The 19,793-nt window shown below is 66.8% G+C and carries 22 protein-coding genes; 10 read left to right on the top strand and 12 right to left on the bottom strand.

The genetic code is table 11. The features are described 5' to 3' along the window. Nucleotides 1–122 precede the first annotated feature (122 nt). Both Hhyl6_RS16450 and Hhyl6_RS16445 read left to right on the top strand, forming a co-directional pair. A complete protein-coding gene (locus Hhyl6_RS16450) occupies nt 123–986 on the top strand; it encodes an SDR family oxidoreductase (protein WP_483740341.1) in 864 nt (287 codons plus the stop codon). Further along, the gene (locus Hhyl6_RS16445; protein ID WP_483740340.1) at nt 979–1,974 is read left to right on the top strand and encodes a patatin-like phospholipase family protein; all 996 of its coding nucleotides are present in this window, start codon (nt 979–981) and stop codon (nt 1,972–1,974) included. Before Hhyl6_RS16450 ends, Hhyl6_RS16445 begins: the two co-directional genes overlap by 8 nt. Nucleotides 1,975–1,984: 10 nt before the next feature. Here Hhyl6_RS16445 and Hhyl6_RS16440 read toward each other — a convergent pair whose 3' ends face one another. After that, nucleotides 1,985–2,284, bottom strand: a complete 300-nt coding sequence (locus Hhyl6_RS16440) for a HalOD1 output domain-containing protein (protein ID WP_483740339.1) — start codon at nt 2,282–2,284, stop codon at nt 1,985–1,987. Between the two features lie 141 nt (nt 2,285–2,425). On the opposite strand from Hhyl6_RS16440, the gene Hhyl6_RS16435 reads away from it, so the two are divergent. The 4 genes from Hhyl6_RS16435 (at nt 2,426) to Hhyl6_RS16420 (ending at nt 4,161) form a co-directional block, all read left to right on the top strand. Continuing rightward, nucleotides 2,426–2,836, top strand: a complete 411-nt coding sequence (locus Hhyl6_RS16435; RefSeq protein WP_483740338.1) for a CoA-binding protein — start codon at nt 2,426–2,428, stop codon at nt 2,834–2,836. Nucleotides 2,837–2,949: 113 nt separating this feature from the next. Continuing rightward, complete coding sequence (locus tag Hhyl6_RS16430; protein WP_483740337.1) at nt 2,950–3,255, top strand: HalOD1 output domain-containing protein; 306 nt, start codon at nt 2,950–2,952, stop codon at nt 3,253–3,255. Between the two features lie 288 nt (nt 3,256–3,543). Further along, nucleotides 3,544–3,777 (top strand): BolA/IbaG family iron-sulfur metabolism protein, encoded by a 234-nt coding sequence (locus Hhyl6_RS16425; RefSeq protein ID WP_483740336.1) that lies wholly within the window; start codon nt 3,544–3,546, stop codon nt 3,775–3,777. Nucleotides 3,778–3,822: 45 nt separating this feature from the next. After that, nucleotides 3,823–4,161 (top strand): glutaredoxin family protein, encoded by a 339-nt coding sequence (locus tag Hhyl6_RS16420; protein WP_483740335.1) that lies wholly within the window; start codon nt 3,823–3,825, stop codon nt 4,159–4,161. Nucleotides 4,162–4,251: 90 nt separating this feature from the next. Here the strand turns inward: Hhyl6_RS16420 and Hhyl6_RS16415 are convergent, their stop codons facing one another. Then, nucleotides 4,252–4,425 carry a DUF5786 family protein gene (locus tag Hhyl6_RS16415; protein ID WP_483740334.1) on the bottom strand — a complete coding sequence of 58 codons (174 nt, stop codon included), beginning with the start codon at nt 4,423–4,425 and terminating at the stop codon, nt 4,252–4,254. A 211-nt stretch (nt 4,426–4,636) separates the two neighbouring features. Between Hhyl6_RS16415 and Hhyl6_RS16410 the strand changes: the two genes are divergently transcribed. Continuing rightward, entirely contained in the window at nt 4,637–6,559 is a 1,923-nt protein-coding gene (locus Hhyl6_RS16410; RefSeq protein WP_483740333.1) for a beta-CASP ribonuclease aCPSF1, read from the top strand. A gap of 3 nt (nt 6,560–6,562) precedes the next feature. Here the strand turns inward: Hhyl6_RS16410 and Hhyl6_RS16405 are convergent, their stop codons facing one another. Beyond that, nucleotides 6,563–7,609 (bottom strand): DHH family phosphoesterase, encoded by a 1,047-nt coding sequence (locus Hhyl6_RS16405; protein ID WP_483740332.1) that lies wholly within the window; start codon nt 7,607–7,609, stop codon nt 6,563–6,565. Nucleotides 7,610–7,716: 107 nt separating this feature from the next. On the opposite strand from Hhyl6_RS16405, the gene Hhyl6_RS16400 reads away from it, so the two are divergent. After that, a complete protein-coding gene (locus Hhyl6_RS16400; protein ID WP_483740331.1) occupies nt 7,717–8,271 on the top strand; it encodes a VIT1/CCC1 transporter family protein in 555 nt (184 codons plus the stop codon). 14 nt (nt 8,272–8,285) lie between these two features. Here the strand turns inward: Hhyl6_RS16400 and Hhyl6_RS16395 are convergent, their stop codons facing one another. Next, the gene (locus Hhyl6_RS16395; RefSeq protein WP_483740330.1) at nt 8,286–9,155 is read right to left on the bottom strand and encodes a universal stress protein; all 870 of its coding nucleotides are present in this window, start codon (nt 9,153–9,155) and stop codon (nt 8,286–8,288) included. 82 nt (nt 9,156–9,237) lie between these two features. Then, nucleotides 9,238–11,814 carry a cation-translocating P-type ATPase gene (locus tag Hhyl6_RS16390; RefSeq protein WP_483740329.1) on the bottom strand — a complete coding sequence of 859 codons (2,577 nt, stop codon included), beginning with the start codon at nt 11,812–11,814 and terminating at the stop codon, nt 9,238–9,240. An 86-nt stretch (nt 11,815–11,900) separates the two neighbouring features. Here Hhyl6_RS16390 and Hhyl6_RS16385 point away from each other — a divergent pair, with 86 nt between their 5' ends. Both Hhyl6_RS16385 and Hhyl6_RS16380 read left to right on the top strand, forming a co-directional pair. Next, the gene (locus Hhyl6_RS16385; protein WP_483740328.1) at nt 11,901–12,191 is read left to right on the top strand and encodes a DUF211 domain-containing protein; all 291 of its coding nucleotides are present in this window, start codon (nt 11,901–11,903) and stop codon (nt 12,189–12,191) included. A gap of 4 nt (nt 12,192–12,195) precedes the next feature. Continuing rightward, nucleotides 12,196–12,777 (top strand): VIT1/CCC1 transporter family protein, encoded by a 582-nt coding sequence (locus Hhyl6_RS16380; RefSeq protein ID WP_483740327.1) that lies wholly within the window; start codon nt 12,196–12,198, stop codon nt 12,775–12,777. Here the strand turns inward: Hhyl6_RS16380 and Hhyl6_RS16375 are convergent. The 7 genes from Hhyl6_RS16375 to Hhyl6_RS16345 form a co-directional block, all read right to left on the bottom strand. Further along, entirely contained in the window at nt 12,774–13,223 is a 450-nt protein-coding gene (locus Hhyl6_RS16375) for a pyridoxamine 5'-phosphate oxidase family protein (protein WP_483740326.1), read from the bottom strand. The two genes, Hhyl6_RS16380 and Hhyl6_RS16375, sit on opposite strands and share 4 nt — an antisense overlap. Nucleotides 13,224–13,247: 24 nt before the next feature. Next, nucleotides 13,248–14,138 (bottom strand): universal stress protein, encoded by an 891-nt coding sequence (locus tag Hhyl6_RS16370; protein ID WP_483740325.1) that lies wholly within the window; start codon nt 14,136–14,138, stop codon nt 13,248–13,250. Between the two features lie 327 nt (nt 14,139–14,465). Further along, nucleotides 14,466–15,674 (bottom strand): orc1/cdc6 family replication initiation protein, encoded by a 1,209-nt coding sequence (locus tag Hhyl6_RS16365; RefSeq protein ID WP_483740324.1) that lies wholly within the window; start codon nt 15,672–15,674, stop codon nt 14,466–14,468. Nucleotides 15,675–16,065: 391 nt separating this feature from the next. After that, nucleotides 16,066–16,779 carry an ABC transporter ATP-binding protein gene (locus tag Hhyl6_RS16360; RefSeq protein WP_483740323.1) on the bottom strand — a complete coding sequence of 238 codons (714 nt, stop codon included), beginning with the start codon at nt 16,777–16,779 and terminating at the stop codon, nt 16,066–16,068. Beyond that, entirely contained in the window at nt 16,776–17,609 is an 834-nt protein-coding gene (locus Hhyl6_RS16355; protein ID WP_483740322.1) for an ABC transporter ATP-binding protein, read from the bottom strand. Before Hhyl6_RS16355 ends, Hhyl6_RS16360 begins: the two co-directional genes overlap by 4 nt. Beyond that, nucleotides 17,602–18,828: a branched-chain amino acid ABC transporter permease gene (locus tag Hhyl6_RS16350; RefSeq protein WP_483740321.1), complete on the bottom strand. Its 1,227-nt coding sequence runs from the start codon at nt 18,826–18,828 to the stop codon at nt 17,602–17,604. The genes Hhyl6_RS16355 and Hhyl6_RS16350 overlap by 8 nt, the downstream gene beginning before the upstream one ends. A gap of 1 nt (nt 18,829) precedes the next feature. Further along, nucleotides 18,830–19,789, bottom strand: coding sequence for a branched-chain amino acid ABC transporter permease (locus tag Hhyl6_RS16345; RefSeq protein WP_483740320.1), 960 nt, complete (start codon nt 19,787–19,789; stop codon nt 18,830–18,832). Between the last annotated feature and the right edge of the window lie 4 nt (nt 19,790–19,793).

The raw sequence follows: 19,793 nt of genomic DNA, 5'->3' as shown, positions 1-19,793 counted from the left end.
CTAGCGGTCGGTTACGTATAGTCGCTCGGTAACCGCGACGTTACCCGAACGCTCGTCGTCACGCTCCGCCGTGGGGGAAAGTTAATGCGGAGGGTGACGACGTTACAGCAGAGTGATACGCCGTGACTGACTCCGAGTTCGACCTCAGCGCCCCCGAACTGACGCACGACGACTTCCTCGTCCTGTCGGACCCGTACTTCGAGGCCGACACGGTGGCCGTCGTCACCGGTGCGGCCTCCGGCATCGGCCGCGCGACGGCGGTGGCGCTAGCGGCGAACGGCCTCACCGTCGTCGGGACCGACATCGACGGGGACGGACTCGACGAGACGGGCGACGTGGCCGCGGACTGCGGCGTCGACGGGACGTTCCACGGCGTCGAGACTGACCTCACGAACGACGAGGACGTGGAGGCCGTCGTCGACGCCGCCGCCGAGGAGGGCGACCTGCGCTTCGTCGCCAACATCGCCGGGATGCAACACATCGCCAGCATCCCCGAGTTCCCGATGGAGAAGTACGACCTCCTGACGGACGTGATGCTCCGGTCGCCGTTCAAGATGGCCCAAGCCGCGATGCCGCACGTACGCGCCACCGACGACGGCGTCGGCGCAATCGCCAACATGTCGTCGGTCCACGGCCAGTACGCGACGAAGGACAAAGCCGCGTACATCACCGCGAAACACGGCATCACCGGGCTGACGCGGGCCATCGCCGCCGAGGGCGGGGGGACGCTCCGCGGGTTCTCCGTCAGCGTCGGCTACGTCCTGACCCCGCTGATGGTCGACCAAATCGAGGACACCGCCGAGGAGCGGGGTATCTCCGAACGGGAAGTCGTGGAGGACGTGATGCTCGGGCAGGCTCGCACGAAGGAGATGATGGCGCCAGCGGAGGTGGCGAACCTGTTCGTCTTCGGGTTCTCCAGCCACGCGAAACACCTCAACGGGGGTGACCTGCTGTTCGACGGCGGTTACACCCACACTTATGAGTGAGGGCGAGAGCGCGGCGTCGGCCGACGCCGACCCGACCCGGGTCGCCATCGCCTGTCAGGGCGGCGGGAGCCACACCGCCTTCACCGCCGGCGTCCTCTGTCGCTTGCTCGACGACTGGGACGAGGGGTACGACCTCGTCGGCATCAGCGGGGCCTCCGGCGGCGCGTTCAACGCGCTTGCGGTCTGGTACGGACTGCTGACCGGCGGGCCGGAGACGGCGGCCGACGTCGTCTCGTCGGTGTGGGACGACCTCGCCGCGACGGCCCCGGTCGACCGCGCCACCAACGACTGGGTGACCGGCCTCAGTCGGTTGGAGAGCGCGGGGTTTCCGCTCCCGCAGGTCAGCCCCTACCAGATACCCGGCCCCGAAGTCGGGAAGGAGCGAATCCGGACGGTGCTCGAAGGGTACGTGGACTTCGAGCGGATTCCGGACCTCTGTACGGCCGACGCGCCCGAACTCGTCGTCGGGACGGTCAACCTCAACGCGGGCCACTTCGAGACGTTCACGAACGAGGCCGTCACCGTCGAGGCGGTGTTGGCCTCGGCGGCGGTCCCCACGCTCTTCGAGGCCGTCGAAATCGACGGGCACCTCCACTGGGACGGCCTGTTCTCGCAGAACCCGCCCATCAACGACCTGTTCCACGTCCCGCCGTCGCGCAAACCCGAAGAGCTCTGGATAGTCCAGATAAATCCGCAGGCGTTCGAGGGCGAACCACGGAGCGCGGAGGCCATCGCGGACCGGCGGAACCAGTTGTCGGGCAACCTCTCGCTCAATCAAGAACTGCGGTTCATCGAACGGGTCAACGACTGGGTCGCGGACGGCACCCTCCCCGAAGGAAAGTTCACGCACACCGAGGTTCGGCGCATCGAGATGGGGCAGCAACTCAGCTCCGCGACCAAAGTCGACAGGACGCCCCGCTTTCTCGACGAACTGCGGGCACTCGGACGCGAACGGGCAGAGGAGTTCCTCGCCGAGCGTATCGAGTGAGCGGCGCGAGTCAGTCCGTGGCCCCGGTCCGTCGCTGGACGAACAGGTAGCCGTCGCTGTCGAGGTGGACTCTGACGTCGGTGTACGTGAACGATAGCTGGACCGTCTCGTCTGACGTTCTGGTCAGTATCCTCTCAAGCGCCTCCGGGTCGATGGCGTCGTTCAGCGGCGGGAGGTCGCCGACTTGCTCGCTGGTCTCCTCTGCGACAGCCTCCAGTAGCGACGTCGTCAAGTCGTCGACGGAGGACCACCGTGAGGCCTCTGCGTCCCCGAACCCGGCATCCTCCCCCGACCGTTCGTCTTCGTGCATGGTGTCCAATGAGCGGATGTTCCGTCGCTGCGCGGCGATACGTGTCTGTTCGGCGACCGGCCGTAAATCAGTTGCGTGCGAGTGGCCACGGCCGCGCCAGACCCCGTCCCGCTTTTCCCGCCGGGGCGCGTACGGCCGACCATGCCCGTCACCGACGACGAGGAACTCCGCGAGATACTCGGTCTGAACCGCGTCGCCGTCGTGGGGTGTTCGGCCACACCCGGCAAGGACGCCCACGAGATACCGAAGTACCTCCTCGAACAGGGGTACGACGTGGTTCCAGTCAACCCGTTCGCCGACGAGATATTCGGTCGAGAAGCCTACGACTCGCTGGCGGACGTTCCCGGCGATATAGACATCGTGGACGTGTTCCGTCCCAGCGAAGAGGTCAGCGACATCGTCGACGCCGCGTTGGCCCGCGACGACGTCCAAGTCGTCTGGTTGCAACTCGGCATCCACGACGACGAGGCCGTAGAGCGCGCCGAAGCGGCCGGCCGTCGGGTGGTCCAGGACCGCTGTATGAAGCCGACGCACCAGCGACTACTCGGTTAGGCTCCGGACGCCACCACGTCGAAACCGGCCCACGCGACCGGTTGTTTCAGAGTGTGAAAACGGTACTCTCTTTTCATTAGGTAGGCGTTCAAATCGTACTATCAGGACACCACATGACGAGTATCGAACGTGCAGACGATAGAACTGCTGCTGTCGACGTCGACGAACCGGTTCGACACCGGTTCGACTGGTCCGAAATCCCTCCGAGTGAGGCGGTCTGTCGGGTCATCGGCGTGGCGCTGAATTGTGAACCAACTCAAATCGGACCGCTGTACGAGACGGTCGACCTCGAAGCCATCGACGGGCTCCTTCTCCCCGCCGACGCGAGCGACGACGTCGAACTCTCTTTCCGACACGAGGGACTGCTGGTGGTTCTCCGCGGCGACGGCGAAATCGTCGTCAAGCCCGTCGCGAGTTGAGCACCGCTCCACCGGGGGTAGAGTCGAACCCTCTCCGACGCCGTCGAGGCCGAGCGGTCGTCTCAAGCGTGCACCAAGCCGAGTGCACGACTTCTTGTTGGCCTGCTGAACACCTGCTAGGTATCTGAAGGAGTGGCGTGCCACTGTCCCGGCACGACAGGCGCACGTTCGTCGAGGGACTCGCGCTCGGACCGTCGGCCTCGGACTCGCCCCGGCGTCGACGTCCCGTCGTCGCGTCCCCGTGTGCGGAAGCCAACTGTTTTCCTCGGCGGGGACCTCACGCCGAGTATGGACGCCGACGAAGTCGCGGCCCTCATCGAAGCGGAGATTCCGGATGCCGAGGCGACGGTCACCACGCCGCGCGACCCGGACGACGACAAGCACTACGCCGTCGAAGTCGTCTCGCCGGCGTTCGAGGGGAAGTCCCTCGTGGACCAGCACCAACTCGTCCACGACGCTCTCGGCGAACACCTCACACGGGACATCCACGCCATCGAACTGACCACGTCGACGCCCGAGTGACTCGCCGGCGGTAGCCATTTCACTCCTGACCTGTTACGGGGACCCATGAGCTTCGAACCCGAGGAACTGTCCCGCGAAGAGGTGCAGGAGAAAGTCGACGAGACGATAGCCAACAACGAAGTGGCGCTGTTCATGAAGGGGACGGAACTGATGCCCCAGTGTGGGTACTCCCGGAAGGCCGTCGGCCTCATCCAGCAGTACCGCGACGACGTGGCCACGGTGAACGTCCTGACTGCCACGGAGGCCTACCGCGAGGCGCTCTCGGAGTACAGCGGCCGCGAGACGATTCCGCAGACGTTCGTCGACGGCGAGTTCGTCGGCGGGAGCGACATCCTCGAGCAGTTGGACGAGAACGGCGACCTCGAAGCGACGCTGAACGCCTGAGAACGCCGCCGCTATCCGGTTCTCCGGGCCCGCTATTCCGCTTCGAAAAACGTCACGAACAGTCGCTACCGCGGTGTCCGTCGTGGGTCGCTACTCGCTGTCTTTGATGTCGCCGAGTTTGTCGACGAGGTCGCTCGTCGACGCCTCGGTGTCGAACGAGACCTCGCCGTCGTGGTCGTTCTCGTGGACTGTGACGCCGTCGCTGTCGTCTGTGTCTACGTTCTGGTCTTTCTGCTCGGACTCGTCGTAGCTACCAAAACCCATGTCTAGACCACGGGTCGGCGGCCACTAAAAACGGACGGTAGGGGCCGCTCGTCGGCGTACGGTATCGCGTCACACGGCTGGGTTGGGTCGTTTCGAGCGCCGCGTCGGGAAGCAAAGGTTCTTATCCGTGGTCGCGTATCCCCTAGATAACGACATTCGATAGCCGTTGTTCTTCGACGGCCGAAGTCTCCAATCGCAGTTTCCCGCATACATGAGTACCGCAGACGAGACGCTTGAGAAGATTAAAGCACAGGTCGAGGCAGAGACACCGGAGGACATCACCATCTCCTCGGTGACGTTCGAGGGGCCGGAACTGGTCATCTACACCCCCGACGCCAAGGAAGTCGCCAACAGGGACGGTATCGTCCGGAACCTCGCACAGACCCTCCGAAAGCGCATCAACGTGCGTCCGACGGCTGACGCGCTGGTGCCCCAGAACGAGGCCCGCGCCCGGATAGAGGAGACCATCCCCGAAGACGCAGGGGTGCAGAACCTCGATTTCGACGACGACACGGGCGAGGTGTTCATCGAGGCCGAGAAACCGGGCCGAGTCATCGGCCGCCACGGCGAGACGCTGGACCAGATTTCCGCCACCGTCGGGTGGACGCCCGAAGTCGTCCGCACGCCGCCGATGGAGTCGTCCACCGTCTCGAACGTCAGGAACTTCCTGAAACAGGAGCGCGACGAGCGACGGGACATCTTAGAACGGGTCGGTCGTCAAATCAACCGGCCGACGACGGCCGACGACGACTGGGTTCGCCTGACGACGCTCGGGTGTTGCCGAGAGGTCGGTCGCGCGTCGTTCATCCTCTCGACGCCCGAGTCCCGCATCCTCATCGACTGCGGGGACAAACCCGGCGCCAAAGGGGAAGTCCCCTACCTACAGGTCCCCGAGGCGCTCGCGGCCGGGCCGAACTCCATCGACGCCGTGGTGTTGACCCACGCCCACCTCGACCACTCCGCGCTCATCCCCATCCTGTTCAAGTACGGCTACGACGGCCCCATCTACACCACCGCGCCCACGCGTGACCTGATGGGCCTGCTCCAACTGGACTATCTCGACGTCGCCGCCAAAGAGGGGCGCGCCCCGCCCTACGAGAGTCAGCAGGTCAGAGACGCACTGAAACACACCATCCCGCTGGAGTTCGGCAACGTCACCGACATCGCGCCGGACGTCAAACTCACGATGCACAACGCCGGCCACATCCTCGGCTCGGCGGTGTGTCACTTCCACATCGGCGAGGGCCGGTACAACGTCGCCTTCTCCGGGGACATCCACTACAAGGACACCCGACTGCTCGACGGTGCAGTCAACGACTTCCCGCGGGTGGAGACGCTCGTCCTCGAATCCACCTACGGCGGGAAGAACGACTACCAGACCGACCAGGAGGACTCCGAGCGGGTCCTCCGGAAGGTCATCAACGAGGCCTACGAGAAGCAGGGGAAGATACTGATTCCGGCCTTCGCCGTCGGTCGGTCGCAGGAACTGATGCTCGTCCTCGAGGAGGCGATGCGCGAGGGCGACATCCCGACGATGCCAGTGTATCTGGACGGGATGATTCGGGAGGCCACGGCCATCCACACCGCCTACCCCGAGTACCTCCGCGAGAGCCTCCGCAACCGAATCCTCTACGACGACGAGAACCCGTTCCTCGCCGAGCAGTTCCAACAGGTCGACGGCGGGGAGGAGATGCGACAGGACATCGCCGACGACGAACCCGCAATCATCCTCACCACTTCCGGGATGGTCACCGGCGGCCCCGTCATGTCGTGGCTCCGTCTCCTGGGCGGGGACCCGGACAACACGATGGTGTTCGTCGGCTATCAGGCCGAGGGGACCCTCGGACGGCAGATTCAGCGCGGGCAGGACGAGATATCCATGTCCGACGGGAGCGGTCCGCGCGCAGAGCGGGTCAGCCTGAAACTCGGCGTCGAGACGGTCGACGGGTTCTCCGGGCACGCCGACCGGCAGGGGTTAGAGACGTTCGTCGAGACGATGCACCCGCGTCCCGAGAAAGTGCTCTGCGTCCACGGCGACGAGAGTTCGACCAACCAGCTCTCCTCGGCGCTGTACCAGAAGTTCAACATGCGGACGTTCAACCCGAAGAACCTGGAGACGTTCCGTTTCGTCTGAATCTCAGTCCTTCTCGTCGCCGTCCTTGCCGCCGGACTCCTCGCCGTCCTTGATGTTCAGCGCCGCGAGTAGTCGGGCGTTGATGACCTGTTCGACGATGTCCACCAGTACGGCGTCGTCGCTGGTGTAGTCGGAGAAGATGCCGAGCGGAACCTCCGCGCCGGCCATCTCGCGGTGGCCACCCCCACTTCCCACGTCGTCGAACGCCTCGTCGAGGACGTCGCCGATGTGGAGGCGGGCGTCCGTCGTCCGGGCGCTGAGTTGAATCGCGTCCTCGATGATGCCGAAGACGATGGCCGTCTCGATGCCCTCCAGCGTGGCGAGGTAGTCGGCCGCCTGCGGGAGCGCGTCTCGCTCGCTCGTCCGACCCACGTGGGAGATGAGGACCGATCCCCGGACCGTGCGGTTGTGGATGGCGTCGGCGATGGCGTCCACCGTCGCGCCGCTGACCGCCGGGGTCGACAGTTGCCGAAGCAGGTCCGCCTCGGCGTAGTCGTGGAGGTAGGCCGCGGCCTCGTACTCCTTGCGGGTCACGCCACGGAGGAAGCCGAGCGTCTCCCGTCGGATGGCGAAGAGGAGCGCGGTTGCGACCCGCGAGTTCGGGTCCATCGGCAGTTCGCGGACGTACTCGGCGAGGATGGTCGCCGTCGCGCCCACGTCCTCTCGGTGGTCGACGAACGTCGCGTCGACGTCCTCTGCGGGGTGGTGGTCGACGACCACGTCTATCAGAGTCCCCTCCGGGACGCGGTTGTTCTGGCCGGGCAGCGAGTGGTCGACGAACGCCAGCAGGGACCCCTCCGGCCGGTTCTGAATCAACTCCGCGTCGAACGGCCGCAGGTCGACGTCCAGCAGGTTCACGAAGGCCCGGTTCTGCTGGTGGGATATCTCGCCACTGTAGAGGATGCGCCGTTCGTCGATGCCGGCGCTGGCGGCTATCTGACCGAGCGCAACGGCGCTCGCGAGACAGTCCGGGTCCGGGTTGTTGTGACAGACGATGGTCAGTTCGTCACTGTCAGCGAGGAGGTCCCAGAGCGTCTGTGCGTGGCTCATCGTCCGTAGTTGTCCCTCACGATACAAGCATCTACTGGCGGGAGCGCCCCGTACGTCGGTCTGCATCGACACCGGGATTGACAACGGAGCCCCCCGCAGTGAGTCACATGTTGACTGAGTTACTCGACGGCGGCGTCGAGGACGCCGGCGGCTACATCGCGGAGGTGGTCTACGGCGCCAACGACGGCATCATCACGACGTTCGCCATCGTCGCCGGCGTCGCGGGGGCGGCGCTCGACCCGGGTATCGTCCTCATCCTCGGCTTCGCGAACCTCTTCGCCGACGGCTTCTCCATGGGGATGAGCAACTTCCTCAGTCAGCGGTCGGCGATAGATTACGAGGCCGCACAGACGGGCACCGCCACGAACGCCAAACCCCCGTCGTGGACGGCTCTGACGACGTTCCTCGCGTTCGTCTTCGCCGGATGGATGCCGCTGTTACCCTACGTACTGGCCCTCGTCCTCACCGACCCCTTCGGCGGCGTCTCGACGTTTCAGGTGTCCGTGGTGGCGACGGCAGTGGCCTTCTTCGCCATCGGCGCGAGTCGGAGCGTCGTCACCGACCGGGAGTGGCCGCTCGCGGGGGGCGAGATGCTGGCCGTCGGGTTACTCGCGGCGGCCGTCGCCTTCGTCGTCGGTACCTTGCTCGGCGGACTGGCCTGACGCCGCCCGGCCAGTCAGTCCTCGGGTTCCCGCGTCATCACGAGCGGAACGGGCGAGGAGCGGACGAGTTTCGAACTGACGCCGCCGAGGGCGTACCAACTGAAGTTGGTCCGCCCCTGCGTCCCGAGGACGAGGAGGTCGACGCCCTCCCGTTCGACGTACTCCCGAATCTGTCGGTGCGCCGTTCCGTACTCGAGTGACCCGACCACCGAGTCCAGCGACGATTCGGCGAGTTCGACGGCCGCGTCGAGCGTCTCGCCCGCGTGGTCTTCGAGTTGCGTGTCTTTCACCACGGAGCGAGCGTCCGGGCCGAGCGCCCCCGTCTCGACGACGTGGAGGACGTGCAGGGTCGCCCCCGTCGCCGCCGCGATGTCGATACCCTCCGCGAGCGCACGCCGGGCGGCGGGACTGCCGTCCGTCGGCACCAGTAGGTTCTCGCAGGGGTACCGGTAGTCCGCGTCCTCCGCCGGGTTCACGACGAGGACGGGCACCGGCGCGGCGTTGAGGACGCGTTCGGTGACGCTCCCCAGCAACACCCTTTCGATACCCCGACGGCCGTGGGTCGGCATCAACACGAGGTCTATCCCGTACCGCTCTGCGTACTCGACGATGGTGCGCGACGGGTCGCCCTGTACCACGTCCGTCTCGACCGGGACGCCGCGCTCTCTGACCCGGTCTGCCGTCGCCGCGACGATTCGCTCGCCGGCCCGTTCGAGGACGTCCACGATTTCCCCGCGAACGTCGGTGACGCTGTCGCGGTTCGTGTCGGCGACGTGGAGGACGTGCAGGGTCGCGTCGTGTGCCGTCGCGACGTCGAGTGCGTAGTCGAGTACCGATTCGGCCGTGTCGCTCCCGTCCGTCGGAAAGAGGATGTGGTCGTACATGGCTGACGGTGACTGGCGAGCGTTCGCCCACTGGAGATGTAGGCGTGGCGAGAGGATAAAGCGCGGGGCCGGTCGAAGACGGTTATCGGGGCGTCAGGAACCAGCGGTCGACGGTGTACGCGACGGCGACGTAGACCGGGAACGCGACGGCGACGACGGCACCGATGAGGCCCCAGTCGCCCACTTCGAGGGCCACGGTGCCGAAGTACTCGTTCAGCGGCGTGTACAACACCGCCAGTTGCATCAGGGCAGAGACGCCGACGGCCGCCGCCAGCCACGGGTTCGAGAGCGTCGGCGTCTCCCTGAGCCACCGAATGACGTACAGTTTCTCGAACTCGATGGCGACGAACCCGGTGAACACCATCGTCATCGCGTAGGGCGTGACCGAGGCCGCGCCGTCGAGCGTCAGTACCAGTAGGCCCAGCATGACCGCGGTAGAGACGGTTCCCATGCCCGCCATCAGACCGAACATCCCCCGGTCGACGATGCCCCGGTCCGGGTCTCGCGGCGGTCGCTCCATCACGTCGCCGCTGGACGGGTCCGCGCCGAGAGCCACCGCCGGGAGGCCGTCCGTCAGGAGGTTTATCCACAGCAACTGCACCGCCGGCAAGACCAGATAGCCGAACAGCGAGGCGATGAAGACGATGGTCACCTCGGCGACGTTGGCGCTGAGGAGGTACGCCACGAACTTCCAGACGTTGTCGAAGATGGCCCGCCCCCGCTCGATTGCGCGTTCGATAGTCGCGTAGTTGTCGTCCAACAGGACGATGTCGCTGGCCTGCTTCGCCACGTCCGTCCCGCGAATCCCCATGGCGACCCCGATGTCCGCGTGTTTCAGCGCCGGGGCGTCGTTGACGCCGTCGCCGGTCATGGCGACCCGGTGGCCGTTGGCCTGCAAGGCCCGGAGTATCCGTACCTTGTGTTCGGGGGCGGTCCGGGCGAAGACGTCGACCTCTTCGACGCGGCGGCGGAGCGTCTCCTCGTCCATGCCGGCGAGTTCACGGCCCTCCATCACCTCGGTATGCATCCCCAGCGACCCGGCGATGGCGGCGGCAGTCCGGACGTTGTCGCCGGTCACCATCTTCACGTCGATGCCCGCCCGCTCCGTCGCCGCGATGGCGTCGGCCACCTCCTCCCGCGGCGGGTCGATGAGGCCCGCGAGGCCGACGAGGACGAGGGCTTCGTCGGTCGCTCCGTCCCCGTCGAGGTCACCCTCGGTGTAGGCCACCGCGAGCACTCGGAGGGCGTCGTCGGCGAAGGTGCGGACCTGTTCGCGGACGCGGGCCGCGCCCTCGTCGGTGAGCGGTTGCGGGCCGTCCGGCGTCAGGACGTGGTCGGCCTTCGAGAGGACGACCTCCGGCGCGCCCTTGAGGTACGCGCGCTCCTCGTGGACCGTCCCCATCCACTTGCGCTCCGAGGAGAACGGTATCTCGTCGGTCCGCGGGTGGTCGTCCCTGAGCGACGCCACGTCGATGCCCGCCGCCTCGGCGGCGTCGACGAGGGCCTGTTCCGTTGGGTCGCCCCCCTCACCGTCCGGCGTCGCGTCGCTACACAGCGCGGCGGCCCGCAACAGCAGTTGGACTCTGTCGCGGTCCGCCGGTCGGCCGTCGACGTCGACCACGCTGTCGTTGACCCACACCCTGCTGACGGTCATCTTGCCGCGGGTGAGCGTCCCCGTCTTGTCCGTACACACCACGTCCACGCCGCCGAGCGCTTCGACCGCCGGGAGTCGCCGAACCAGCGCGTTCTCGTCGGCCATCCGCCGGACCCCGAGCGCCAGCGTGAGCGTCACCACGGCCGGCAGTCCCTCCGGAACGGCGGCGACGGCGAGCGACACCGCCGTCAGCGCGGCCTGAAAGAGGTCCGTCCCCTGAAAGAGGAGGAACGGGACGACGAGTGCGGCCAGGACGACCACGCCGAGGCCGAGCGTGCGCCCGAGCGAGTCGAGTTCGCCCTGCAACGGCGTCTCCGTCGCCTCCGTCCCGGCCAGTTCCCGCGCGATTGCGCCGACCTCAGTGTCCATCCCCGTCGCGGTGACGACGGCGACGGCCCGGCCGCGGGTGACGTTCGTCCCCTTGTACGCCATCGAGGTCCGCTCTGCGAGGGGCGTGTCCGCATCGACGACGTCGGCGGCCTTCGCCACGGGCGCGCTCTCGCCGGTCAGCGCGGCCTCGTCGATTTCGAGTCCCACCGTCTCGACGAGGCGACAGTCCGCCGGCACCACGTCCCCGCCCGTGAGTTCGAGGACGTCGCCCGGCACCAGTTCGGTGGCGTTCACCTCTGTTGCGGCCCCGTCTCGTCGGACCATCGCCGTCGGCGCTGTCAGTTCGCGGAGCGCCGCGAGACTCTCCTCGGCGCGATAGTCTTGGACGAACCCGAACAGGCCGTTGGCGACGACGATGACCGCGATGAGGACGGCGTCGACGGCGTGGCCCGCCCAGATAGAGAGGGCGGCCGCGACGACGAGGACGTAGATGAGGACGCTCCGGAACTGTGCGAGGAGGATGCTCAGCGCCGACCGGCCGGCCTCCCGGGCTACTTCGTTCGGGCCGTGTTCGGCCTGCCGCTCTCTGACCTGTGCCTCCGTGAGACCGTCCGTGTCGGTGTCGAGTGCATCGAACACCTCGGACTCGGACTGTGCGTGTGCAGGCGGGTCCACACCGGGAGTGACTCGTCCCGGGACCAAGTGTGTTTGCCGTTGACAGGAGCCGCGGATTTACGTACCGGCCGTCCGGAGTGAGTGACATGGCCCCAGTCCGCCGCCTCGTCGTCGACGTGTTGAAACCCCACGAACCGCCGATGCTGTCGTTCACCGAACGCGTCACGGAGACCGAGAGCGTCGAGGCCGCGACCACCACGTTGGTCGAACTCGACCAAGAGGTCCAGAACGTCAAGGTCACCGTCGAGGGCGCGGCACTCGACGTCGAGGCCGTCGAGACGACCATCGAAGGGTTGGGCGGGACCGTCCACTCCGTCGACCAAGTGGCCTGCGGCGACCGGGTCGTCGAGGACCGGCCGACCCCACAGGACGGGTGAGAGCGTGGTCTCCGCCCGCGAGTTACTGGGTCGCCTCCTCGGGAAGGAAGACGTCCTCGCCATCTCTCGGCGCTACTTCATCTCCAACGGGTTCGACGGGACGCTGACCTGCATCGGCGTCGTCATCGGTGCGGTGCTGTCGGGCGTGCCCGACGGCGTGACGGTCGTGAAAATCGGCCTCGGAGCGGCCGTCGGGTTGGGGACCTCGGCCGTCTGGAGCGTCTGGGAGATAGAGCGCGCCGAGACGCGGGCGCAGATTCGCCGCCTCGAACGGGCGATGCTCACGGATTTGGACGACACGCGCATCCAGCACGAACAACGCGGCGCACGGCTACTGCACGCGGCGATGAGCGGTCTCGGGCCGACCGTCGGCGTGTTGATACCGCTGTCGCCGTTCCTGTTGGAGGGGGCGCTGTTGACGATGACCGAGGCGGCGGTCGTCGCCGTGGCTCTCGGCATCGCCATCCTCGGTACGTTCGGTGCCTACATGGGGTCTATCTCCGACCAGCGGTGGTACGTCGCGGCGGCGCGGATGGCGCTCGCGGGCCTCGTCGTCGCCGCCGTCAACCTCCTGTTGCCCGGTTAGGTCCGGCCCGGCGACTCGACGCGGCCGGTCAGGTTCTCGGGGACGAGGCGGTAGAACTCGAAGTCGACCACCCGCGTCGGTTCCTCGAAGATGTCTATCAGCGGAATCTCGACCCTATCGAGGCCCTCCAGCGTCTCCGTGGCAATCGCGGACTCGTCGATGTCCTCCAGTCGACCGGTGGCGACGACGCTGTGCCACCGCTCGTCTTCCTGCCGGTGGACGACGAACGAGACCGGTCGGTGGTCCAACTCCGTCTTGGAACTCTCCGGTCCCACGGCGAGGCGGAAGTAGAACGTCTGGTCCTCGCCGTCGTAGCCGTACGAGACGGGGACAGCGTGTGGAGGCGTCTCCGCCGACGTCGACAGCGAGAGCACGCCGGTCCCGCCCCTCCCGAGGAACTCGTCCACCGACTCCTCGTCCATCGACACGGGGTTGTCTGTCGCCATGGACAGACAGTTCGGTTGGACAGATTATAAGTCCTGACCGGCGCGCACCGTCATCACCGGGACCGGTGACCGGCGGACGAGTCGCTCGGCGGTGCTGCCGAGTAAGACCCTGTCGAGACCGGTGTGACCGTGCGTCCCCATGGCGACGAAGTCGACGTCCACGTCCTCGACGTAGTCCAGCAGCACCTGTCCCGGATAGCCGGTCTCGACGGCGGTGACCGCCTCGACGCCGGCCTCGCGGGCGGCGTCTGCGACGTCCCCGACCGCCGCCTCGGCGGTCTCCTCCAGTTGTTCGAGCAGTCCCGGCGGGATGCCTATTTCCGTCCCCGTGGCGAGGTCACCGAGGTTCACGACGCTGACGGCGTGGACGCGCGCCCCCGTTCGCTCGGCGACGGCGACGCCGTGTTCGACGGCCGCGGCCGCCTGTTCGCTCCCGTCGGTCGGCACCAGTATCTCCTCGTACCCCTCCTGAACCTGACTCCGGTCGGTCGCCCTGACCGTCACGACCGGGACCGGTGACCGCCGCAGGACGTGTTCCGCGACGCTCCCGGTGAGGAAGCGAGAGATACCCGACCGTCCGTGCGTCCCCATGGCGACGAGGTCCACGCCGTGGTCCTCGACGTAGTCGAGAATCGCCCTCGACGGCTGGTCGGTCACCACGTCCGCCCGCGTCACGTCCGCGTCCGAGACGGCGGCCGCCGTCGTGTCGAGGAGCGACTCGCCCCCCGATTCGAGGCGCGCCACGAACTCGTCGTCGACGCCGCCGGCGGAGAACGGACCGCTGGCGGCGTTGAGGTCCACCGCAGTGAGGAGGTGGACCGTCGCGTCGAAGGCCTCGGCGAGGTACGCCCCGTGTTCCGCCGCTCTCAGCGCGTGGTCGCTCCCGTCCGTCGGGACGAGGATTGTGTCGTACATCGCTACCGTGAAAGTACGCCGCCAACGGTGATAGTTCTACGTCACTACCGAGGTGTGTCGGGGAGTGTGCGCTTCGGACGGTCGGACCGGTGGTCGAGGCCCCCCACCCCACCGTGTCGAGTGTTCTCGTGGGGAGTGGGGTGGGAGCGATGGGACGGGGGTGTCGGCGGCTTGCAGTCGGACTCGACAGCGCACGCTACGCGCACCGGAGACCGGGACAGTAAGCAGTTACGGGGGTCCCCCACCCCACCGTGTCGAATGTTCTGGTCGGGGAGGGGTCCCCCGAGACAGAGAGTGCGACGCGAACGGCCGGACGAATCAGAGCGTCTAGATGTGCCGGGCGACGATGCTCGGCGTGGCGATGTCGTCGAGTTCCCGGACCACGTCACACACGAGGTCCAGTGGCACGTCGAACTCGTACTCGTGGTACTGCCCGCCGGCCCGCCCCTCGTTGCGGACCGTCCGCTGGAGGATGCCGACCATGGCGAGGTCGGCGAGGTGGTCGTGCATCCGCCGGCGGACCAACGGGTCGGTCCCCGACTGGTCGGCGACCGTCCGGTAGACCGGATAAATCTCGCGGACGCGGGCGGGCATCGACTCCTCGAACGCCAGCGAGAGCGTGGCGATGAGCGTGAGGTGGCCGTGGTGGGTCAACTCACGCATCCCGTGACGTATCTGGCCGCGCTCCAGTTCTTGGGACGCCTCACGGACGTGTTCCTCGACAATCGGCGGGTCCCCGTGCGTGCGGGCGATGTCACCCGCTTTGTAGAGGAGGTCGAGTGCCTGTCGCGCGCTCCCCGTGTCCTGTGCGGCGATGGCCGCGCACAACTGGAGGACGCCGGGCGAGAGGGCGTCCTCTTGGAGGGCCCCGTCGACGCGCTGTGTCAGTATCGACTCCAGTTCCGGGGCCTGATACGGCGGGAAGTGAATCTCCTCCTCGCAGAGCGTGTCCTTGACCTTCGGCGAGAGCGTCTCGCGGAACCCGAAGTCGTTGCTGATGCCGATGACACCGGGTTTGACGGAGTCGAGATAGCCGTTCGAGCGGGCCCGCGGGAGTTCGTAGAGGATGTCGTCGTCCTCGCCGATGTGGTCTATCTCGTCCAGGACGAGCAAGACCGTCCCGCCGACGTCCTCCAGTTCCTCGTACAGCATGTCGAAGACGGTCTGCTGGGGGTAGCCTGTCGTGCTTATCTGCTGGTTCGCGGGCCGGAGGAGGTTCACGAGGTTCGCCGCGACCTGATACGACGAGGAGAAGTTCGTGCAGTTCAGCCAGTACACCGAGAGGTCGACGTCGTCGTACTCGGCGACGTCCTGTTTCAGGTGCGAGAGCAGGAACCGCGTCACCGCCGTCTTCCCGACGCCGGCCTTCCCGTAGAGGAAGATGTTGCGCGGTTGTGCGCCGTTGATGACCGGTTGGAGCGCGTTCTCGTAAGCGGCCAGTTCGTCGTCCCGCGCGGCGATAGAGTCCGGCTGGTAGTCCTCCCGCAACATGTCCTCGTCGCGGAACACTTCCTCGTCGCGGGTGAACCTCGCCATTGCCCCACCGTATGGACAACCGGCTTATAAAACCACCGTGTCGACTGCGTCGAGTGAAGGGGATTCACACCTCTGAATCCACCCCACCGCGTCGAGTGTTCTCGCGTCGCTCGCTGCGGGGTCGGAAGGTGGAATCGAGTGACCGTCAATGGTCCGCTTTCGAACGGCTAGACGGCGGAATCTGTATCGGACGCGGCACCGCTCGTCCCGCCCCCGGAGGATGAAGCAGAACACTCGACGCGGTGGGGTGGGACTGCCGGCCGCCGGCCGAGCGACGGCCCGACCGGTCAGTCCGAGAACACTCGACGCGGTGGGGTGGGAGTGCAGACGTGTGCGGAGAATACGGGCGGGGTCCGCCCCACCGTCCCCAGTAGCACCCGTCCCGTTCAGCCTACCCGCCCAGGTACAGTTTCGAGACGTCCTCGTTGTCGAGCAGTTCCGAGGCGGTGTCTTCGAACCGGACCGTCCCTTGGTCGAGGACGTAGCCACGGTCCGAGATGCCCAGTCCTTTCTTCGCGTTCTGTTCGACCATGAGGATGGCCGTATCCAGGTCGTTGACCGCCTGCACGTGGCCGAACACCTCGTCGGCGGTGTTCGGGGCGAGTCCGGCCGACGGTTCGTCGATGAGGAGGACGTCGGGTTCCATCACCAACGCCCGCGCGAACGCGAGCACCTGCCGTTGCCCCCCCGAGAGCGTCTTGGCCTTCGCCTTCCGCGTCTCGTCCAGTAAGGGGAATCGCTCGTACAGTCGGTCGATGACCTCGTCGAGGCCGCTCTCTCGGGCGACGCCGCCCATCCGCAGGTTCTCCTCGATTGTGAGCGTCCCGAAGACGTTGTCCGTCTGGGGCACGTAGCCGATTCCCTCGCGGACGATGTCCTCGGGGGCCAAACCGCCGATTTCGTCCCCGTGGTACGTGACCGACCCCTCCCACGGCGTCAGCATCCCGAACGCCGTCTTGAGGACCGTCGACTTCCCGGCCCCGTTGGGTCCGATGAGACAGACGATTTCGTCGGCGTTCAGGTGGAGCGAGAGGTCGTCCAACACCTGCACCTCGCCGTACCCGCTGTCGACGGCCGACAGTTCCAGTACGGTGTCCTCGCTCATGGACTCCCTCCGAGGTAGGCGTCGATGACGCGCTCGTCGGACTGTACCTCCCTCGGCGTCCCCTCCATGAGGACGCTCCCTTGGTCCAATACGATGACCGGGTCCGCGAGTTTCATGACGAAGTCCATGTCGTGTTCGATGAGCAGGAACGTCGTCCCCTGCTCGTTGAGGCGGCGTATCTGCTCGGCCAGTTTGTTCCGCAGCGTCGGATTGACGCCGGCGGCCGGTTCGTCGAGCAAGAGCAGTTCCGGTTCGGCCAGCATCGCGCGGGCCAACTCGACGAGTTTCATCTGGCCGCCCGATATCTTGGTCGCCGGTTGCGTCGCGAGGTGGTCTATCTCGAACTCCTCGAGGATGCGCTCGGCCTCCGCTAAGTTCGCGCCCTCGCGCTCACCGACCTCGCCGGGTCTGAAGAACAGGTTCAGGAACGACTCGCCGGGCTGTTTCCGCGGCCCGACGAGCATCGCTTCCCGCACGGTCATTCCCTCTAGCTTCCGCGGCGTCTGGAAGGTGCGGATGAGGCCGTGGTCGGCGATTTCGTACGGTTCCATCCCCGTGACCTCCGTGCCGTTGACTTCGACGCGGCCCCCGTCCGGTTCGTAGAACCCCGAGACGAGGTTGAACAGCGTCGACTTCCCGGCCCCGTTGGGACCGATGAGGCCCGTGATGGTACCCCGCTCCACCTCGAAGGTGGCGTGGTCGGTCGCGGTCAGCGCACCGAAGGACTTCTGGAGGTCCTCGACGCGGAGCACGACGTCTTCGTCCGCCGCATCGTCGGCCTCCACGTCAGTCGCGGTGGCGTCTGCCGCCGCCGCGTCGGCGTCAGTCATCGCCACCACCCGCCTTGGCCTCGCGGACGCCCCTGTCCGGCCTGTCGGGGGCCTCGTCGACGACGCTCGGCCAGATGAGTTCGCGCTGCGGCGGGAGGACGCCCTGCGGCCGATACCGCATGAGGACGACGATGAGGACGCCGATGAGCAGGAAGCGAAGCGGCGCGACGTTCTCGGAGAGCCACCCCAAGTCGAACTGCAAGGCTACGACGCCGAGGTCGAGCACGAACCCGCTGATACCGCTGAGGAAACGAGTCCCCTCGCGGATGGTGACGATGACGACGCCGCCGAACAGCGCCCCGCGGTTCGACCCGCTCCCGCCGAGGATGACCGCGACCCAGACGTAGAACGTCGTCACCGGGTCGAGGTCGCCGGGACTCACGTACAGGTTCAGGTGCGCGTAGAACACGCCCGCGAGCGCCATGATGAGGCTCCCGAGGACGAACGACTGCATCTTGAAGCCGTAGGTGTTCTTCCCCAGCGCCCGGGCTAAGTCCTCGTCGGACCGGATGGTGCGCAGGACGCGGCCCCACGGCGAGCGGTGGGCGCGCCGGAGGATGGCGTAACTGCCGCCGACGAACGCCAGCACGACGACGACGTTCAGCAACGCGCCCCAGAACGGCGTCTCCAGTACGATACGCGTCCCGGGGAGTGGGCGTATCACCAGCCCCGGCATCGTTTCGGGGAGCGTCGCCAGCACGGGCCACCCCTCGAAGAACGGGGGGATACCCCGGACACCGGCGCTCCCGTTGGTGACCTGCCGTTCGTTGAGAACGACGAGCCTGACGACTTCCGCCAGACCGAGGGAGGCGATGGCGAGGTAGTCCGCCCGGAGACGCAGGGTCGGAATGCCGATGGCGAGCGCCAGCACACCCGCGACGACCAGCGCGACGACGAGGCCCACGACCGGCAGCAAGTCCCCGGCGATGGGAGAGTTGCTGGCACTCATCAGCGCCGTCCCGTAGGCTCCGATGCCGAAGAACGCGGCGACGCTGAAGTTGATGAGGCCGGTGAACCCCCACTGGGAGTTCAGGCCGAACGACAGCAGGGCGTACATCCCCGCCAGACCGACGAGGTAGAGGAAGTACGTCGGCGCGAGCGCCCCCGTGAGCAGGCCCACGAGCAGGAGGCCGGCGAACGCGAGGACGAAGCCGACGACCCCCCGTTCCGCGGTGGTGAGGTCCGCCCAGTACCCACGCGGGTCGGTGAGGACGCTCATCTCAGGCCGCCTCCCCGGCGATGCCGTTCGGTCGAATCAGCAACACGGCCACCATGATGACGAACGCGATGGCGTTGGCATACTCGATGCCGATGGTGATGCCGAAACTGTCGGGCACCAGCGGCAACAGCGCCCCCATGTCGGTCAGCAACGCGATGTCCGACAGCACGGGCGTCAACTGGTTTATCATCCCGATGAGGAACCCGCCGAGCATGGCCCCGTAGACGGAACCGATGCCGCCGAGGATGACGGCGGCGAAGATGAGCAAGAGGAGGTTGAAGCCCATCCGGGGCGACAACTGGTTGTAGAGACCGAGGAAGACGCCGCCGGACCCCGCGAGGCCGGCACCGATTATCCACGTCCAGAGCTTCACGCGGTCGGTGCGGATGCCGCTGACCCGCGCGAGGTCCGGATTGTCGGCCATCGCGCGCATCTTCCGCCCGAGGTCGCTGTACTGTAGCAACACGTGCAGACCCCCGACGAGGACGACTGCGGAGACGACGATGGCCACGTCGTGTTCGGTGACCCGAATCCCGTAGGGGAGCAGTGCCTCGATGGGCCGTAGCGTCTGGACCTCGTAGCGCGTGAAGTCCGCGCCGAACCCTATCTGGATGAGTGCGCGGTAGATGAACGCGATGCCGATGGACGTGATGAGGAGTTCTATCGACCCGGCGTTCATCCCCTCGTACACGACTTTCTCCGTGAGTACGGCGACCACCGCCGCGACGGCGATACCGGCCACCAGGGCCACGAAGAAACCGAGCGGGAGGCCCAAGACGCTACCGCCGAGGCCGCCGACGGCCCCGAAAGTGACGAACGCCGCGTACGCGCCCACGGTCATCGTGTCCCCGTGCGCGAAGTTGGCGAAGTCCGCGATGCTGTAGATGAGCGACAGGCCGATGCTACCCAACACGATGATACTGCTGAACACGAGACCGCTTGCGAGATAGTCGAAGACCATGGCC

Source organism: Haloarcula sp. H-hyl6 (assembly GCF_056934455.1).
Note: the sequence above shows the minus strand (reverse complement) of the source record. Positions and strands in the feature narration are given on the sequence as shown.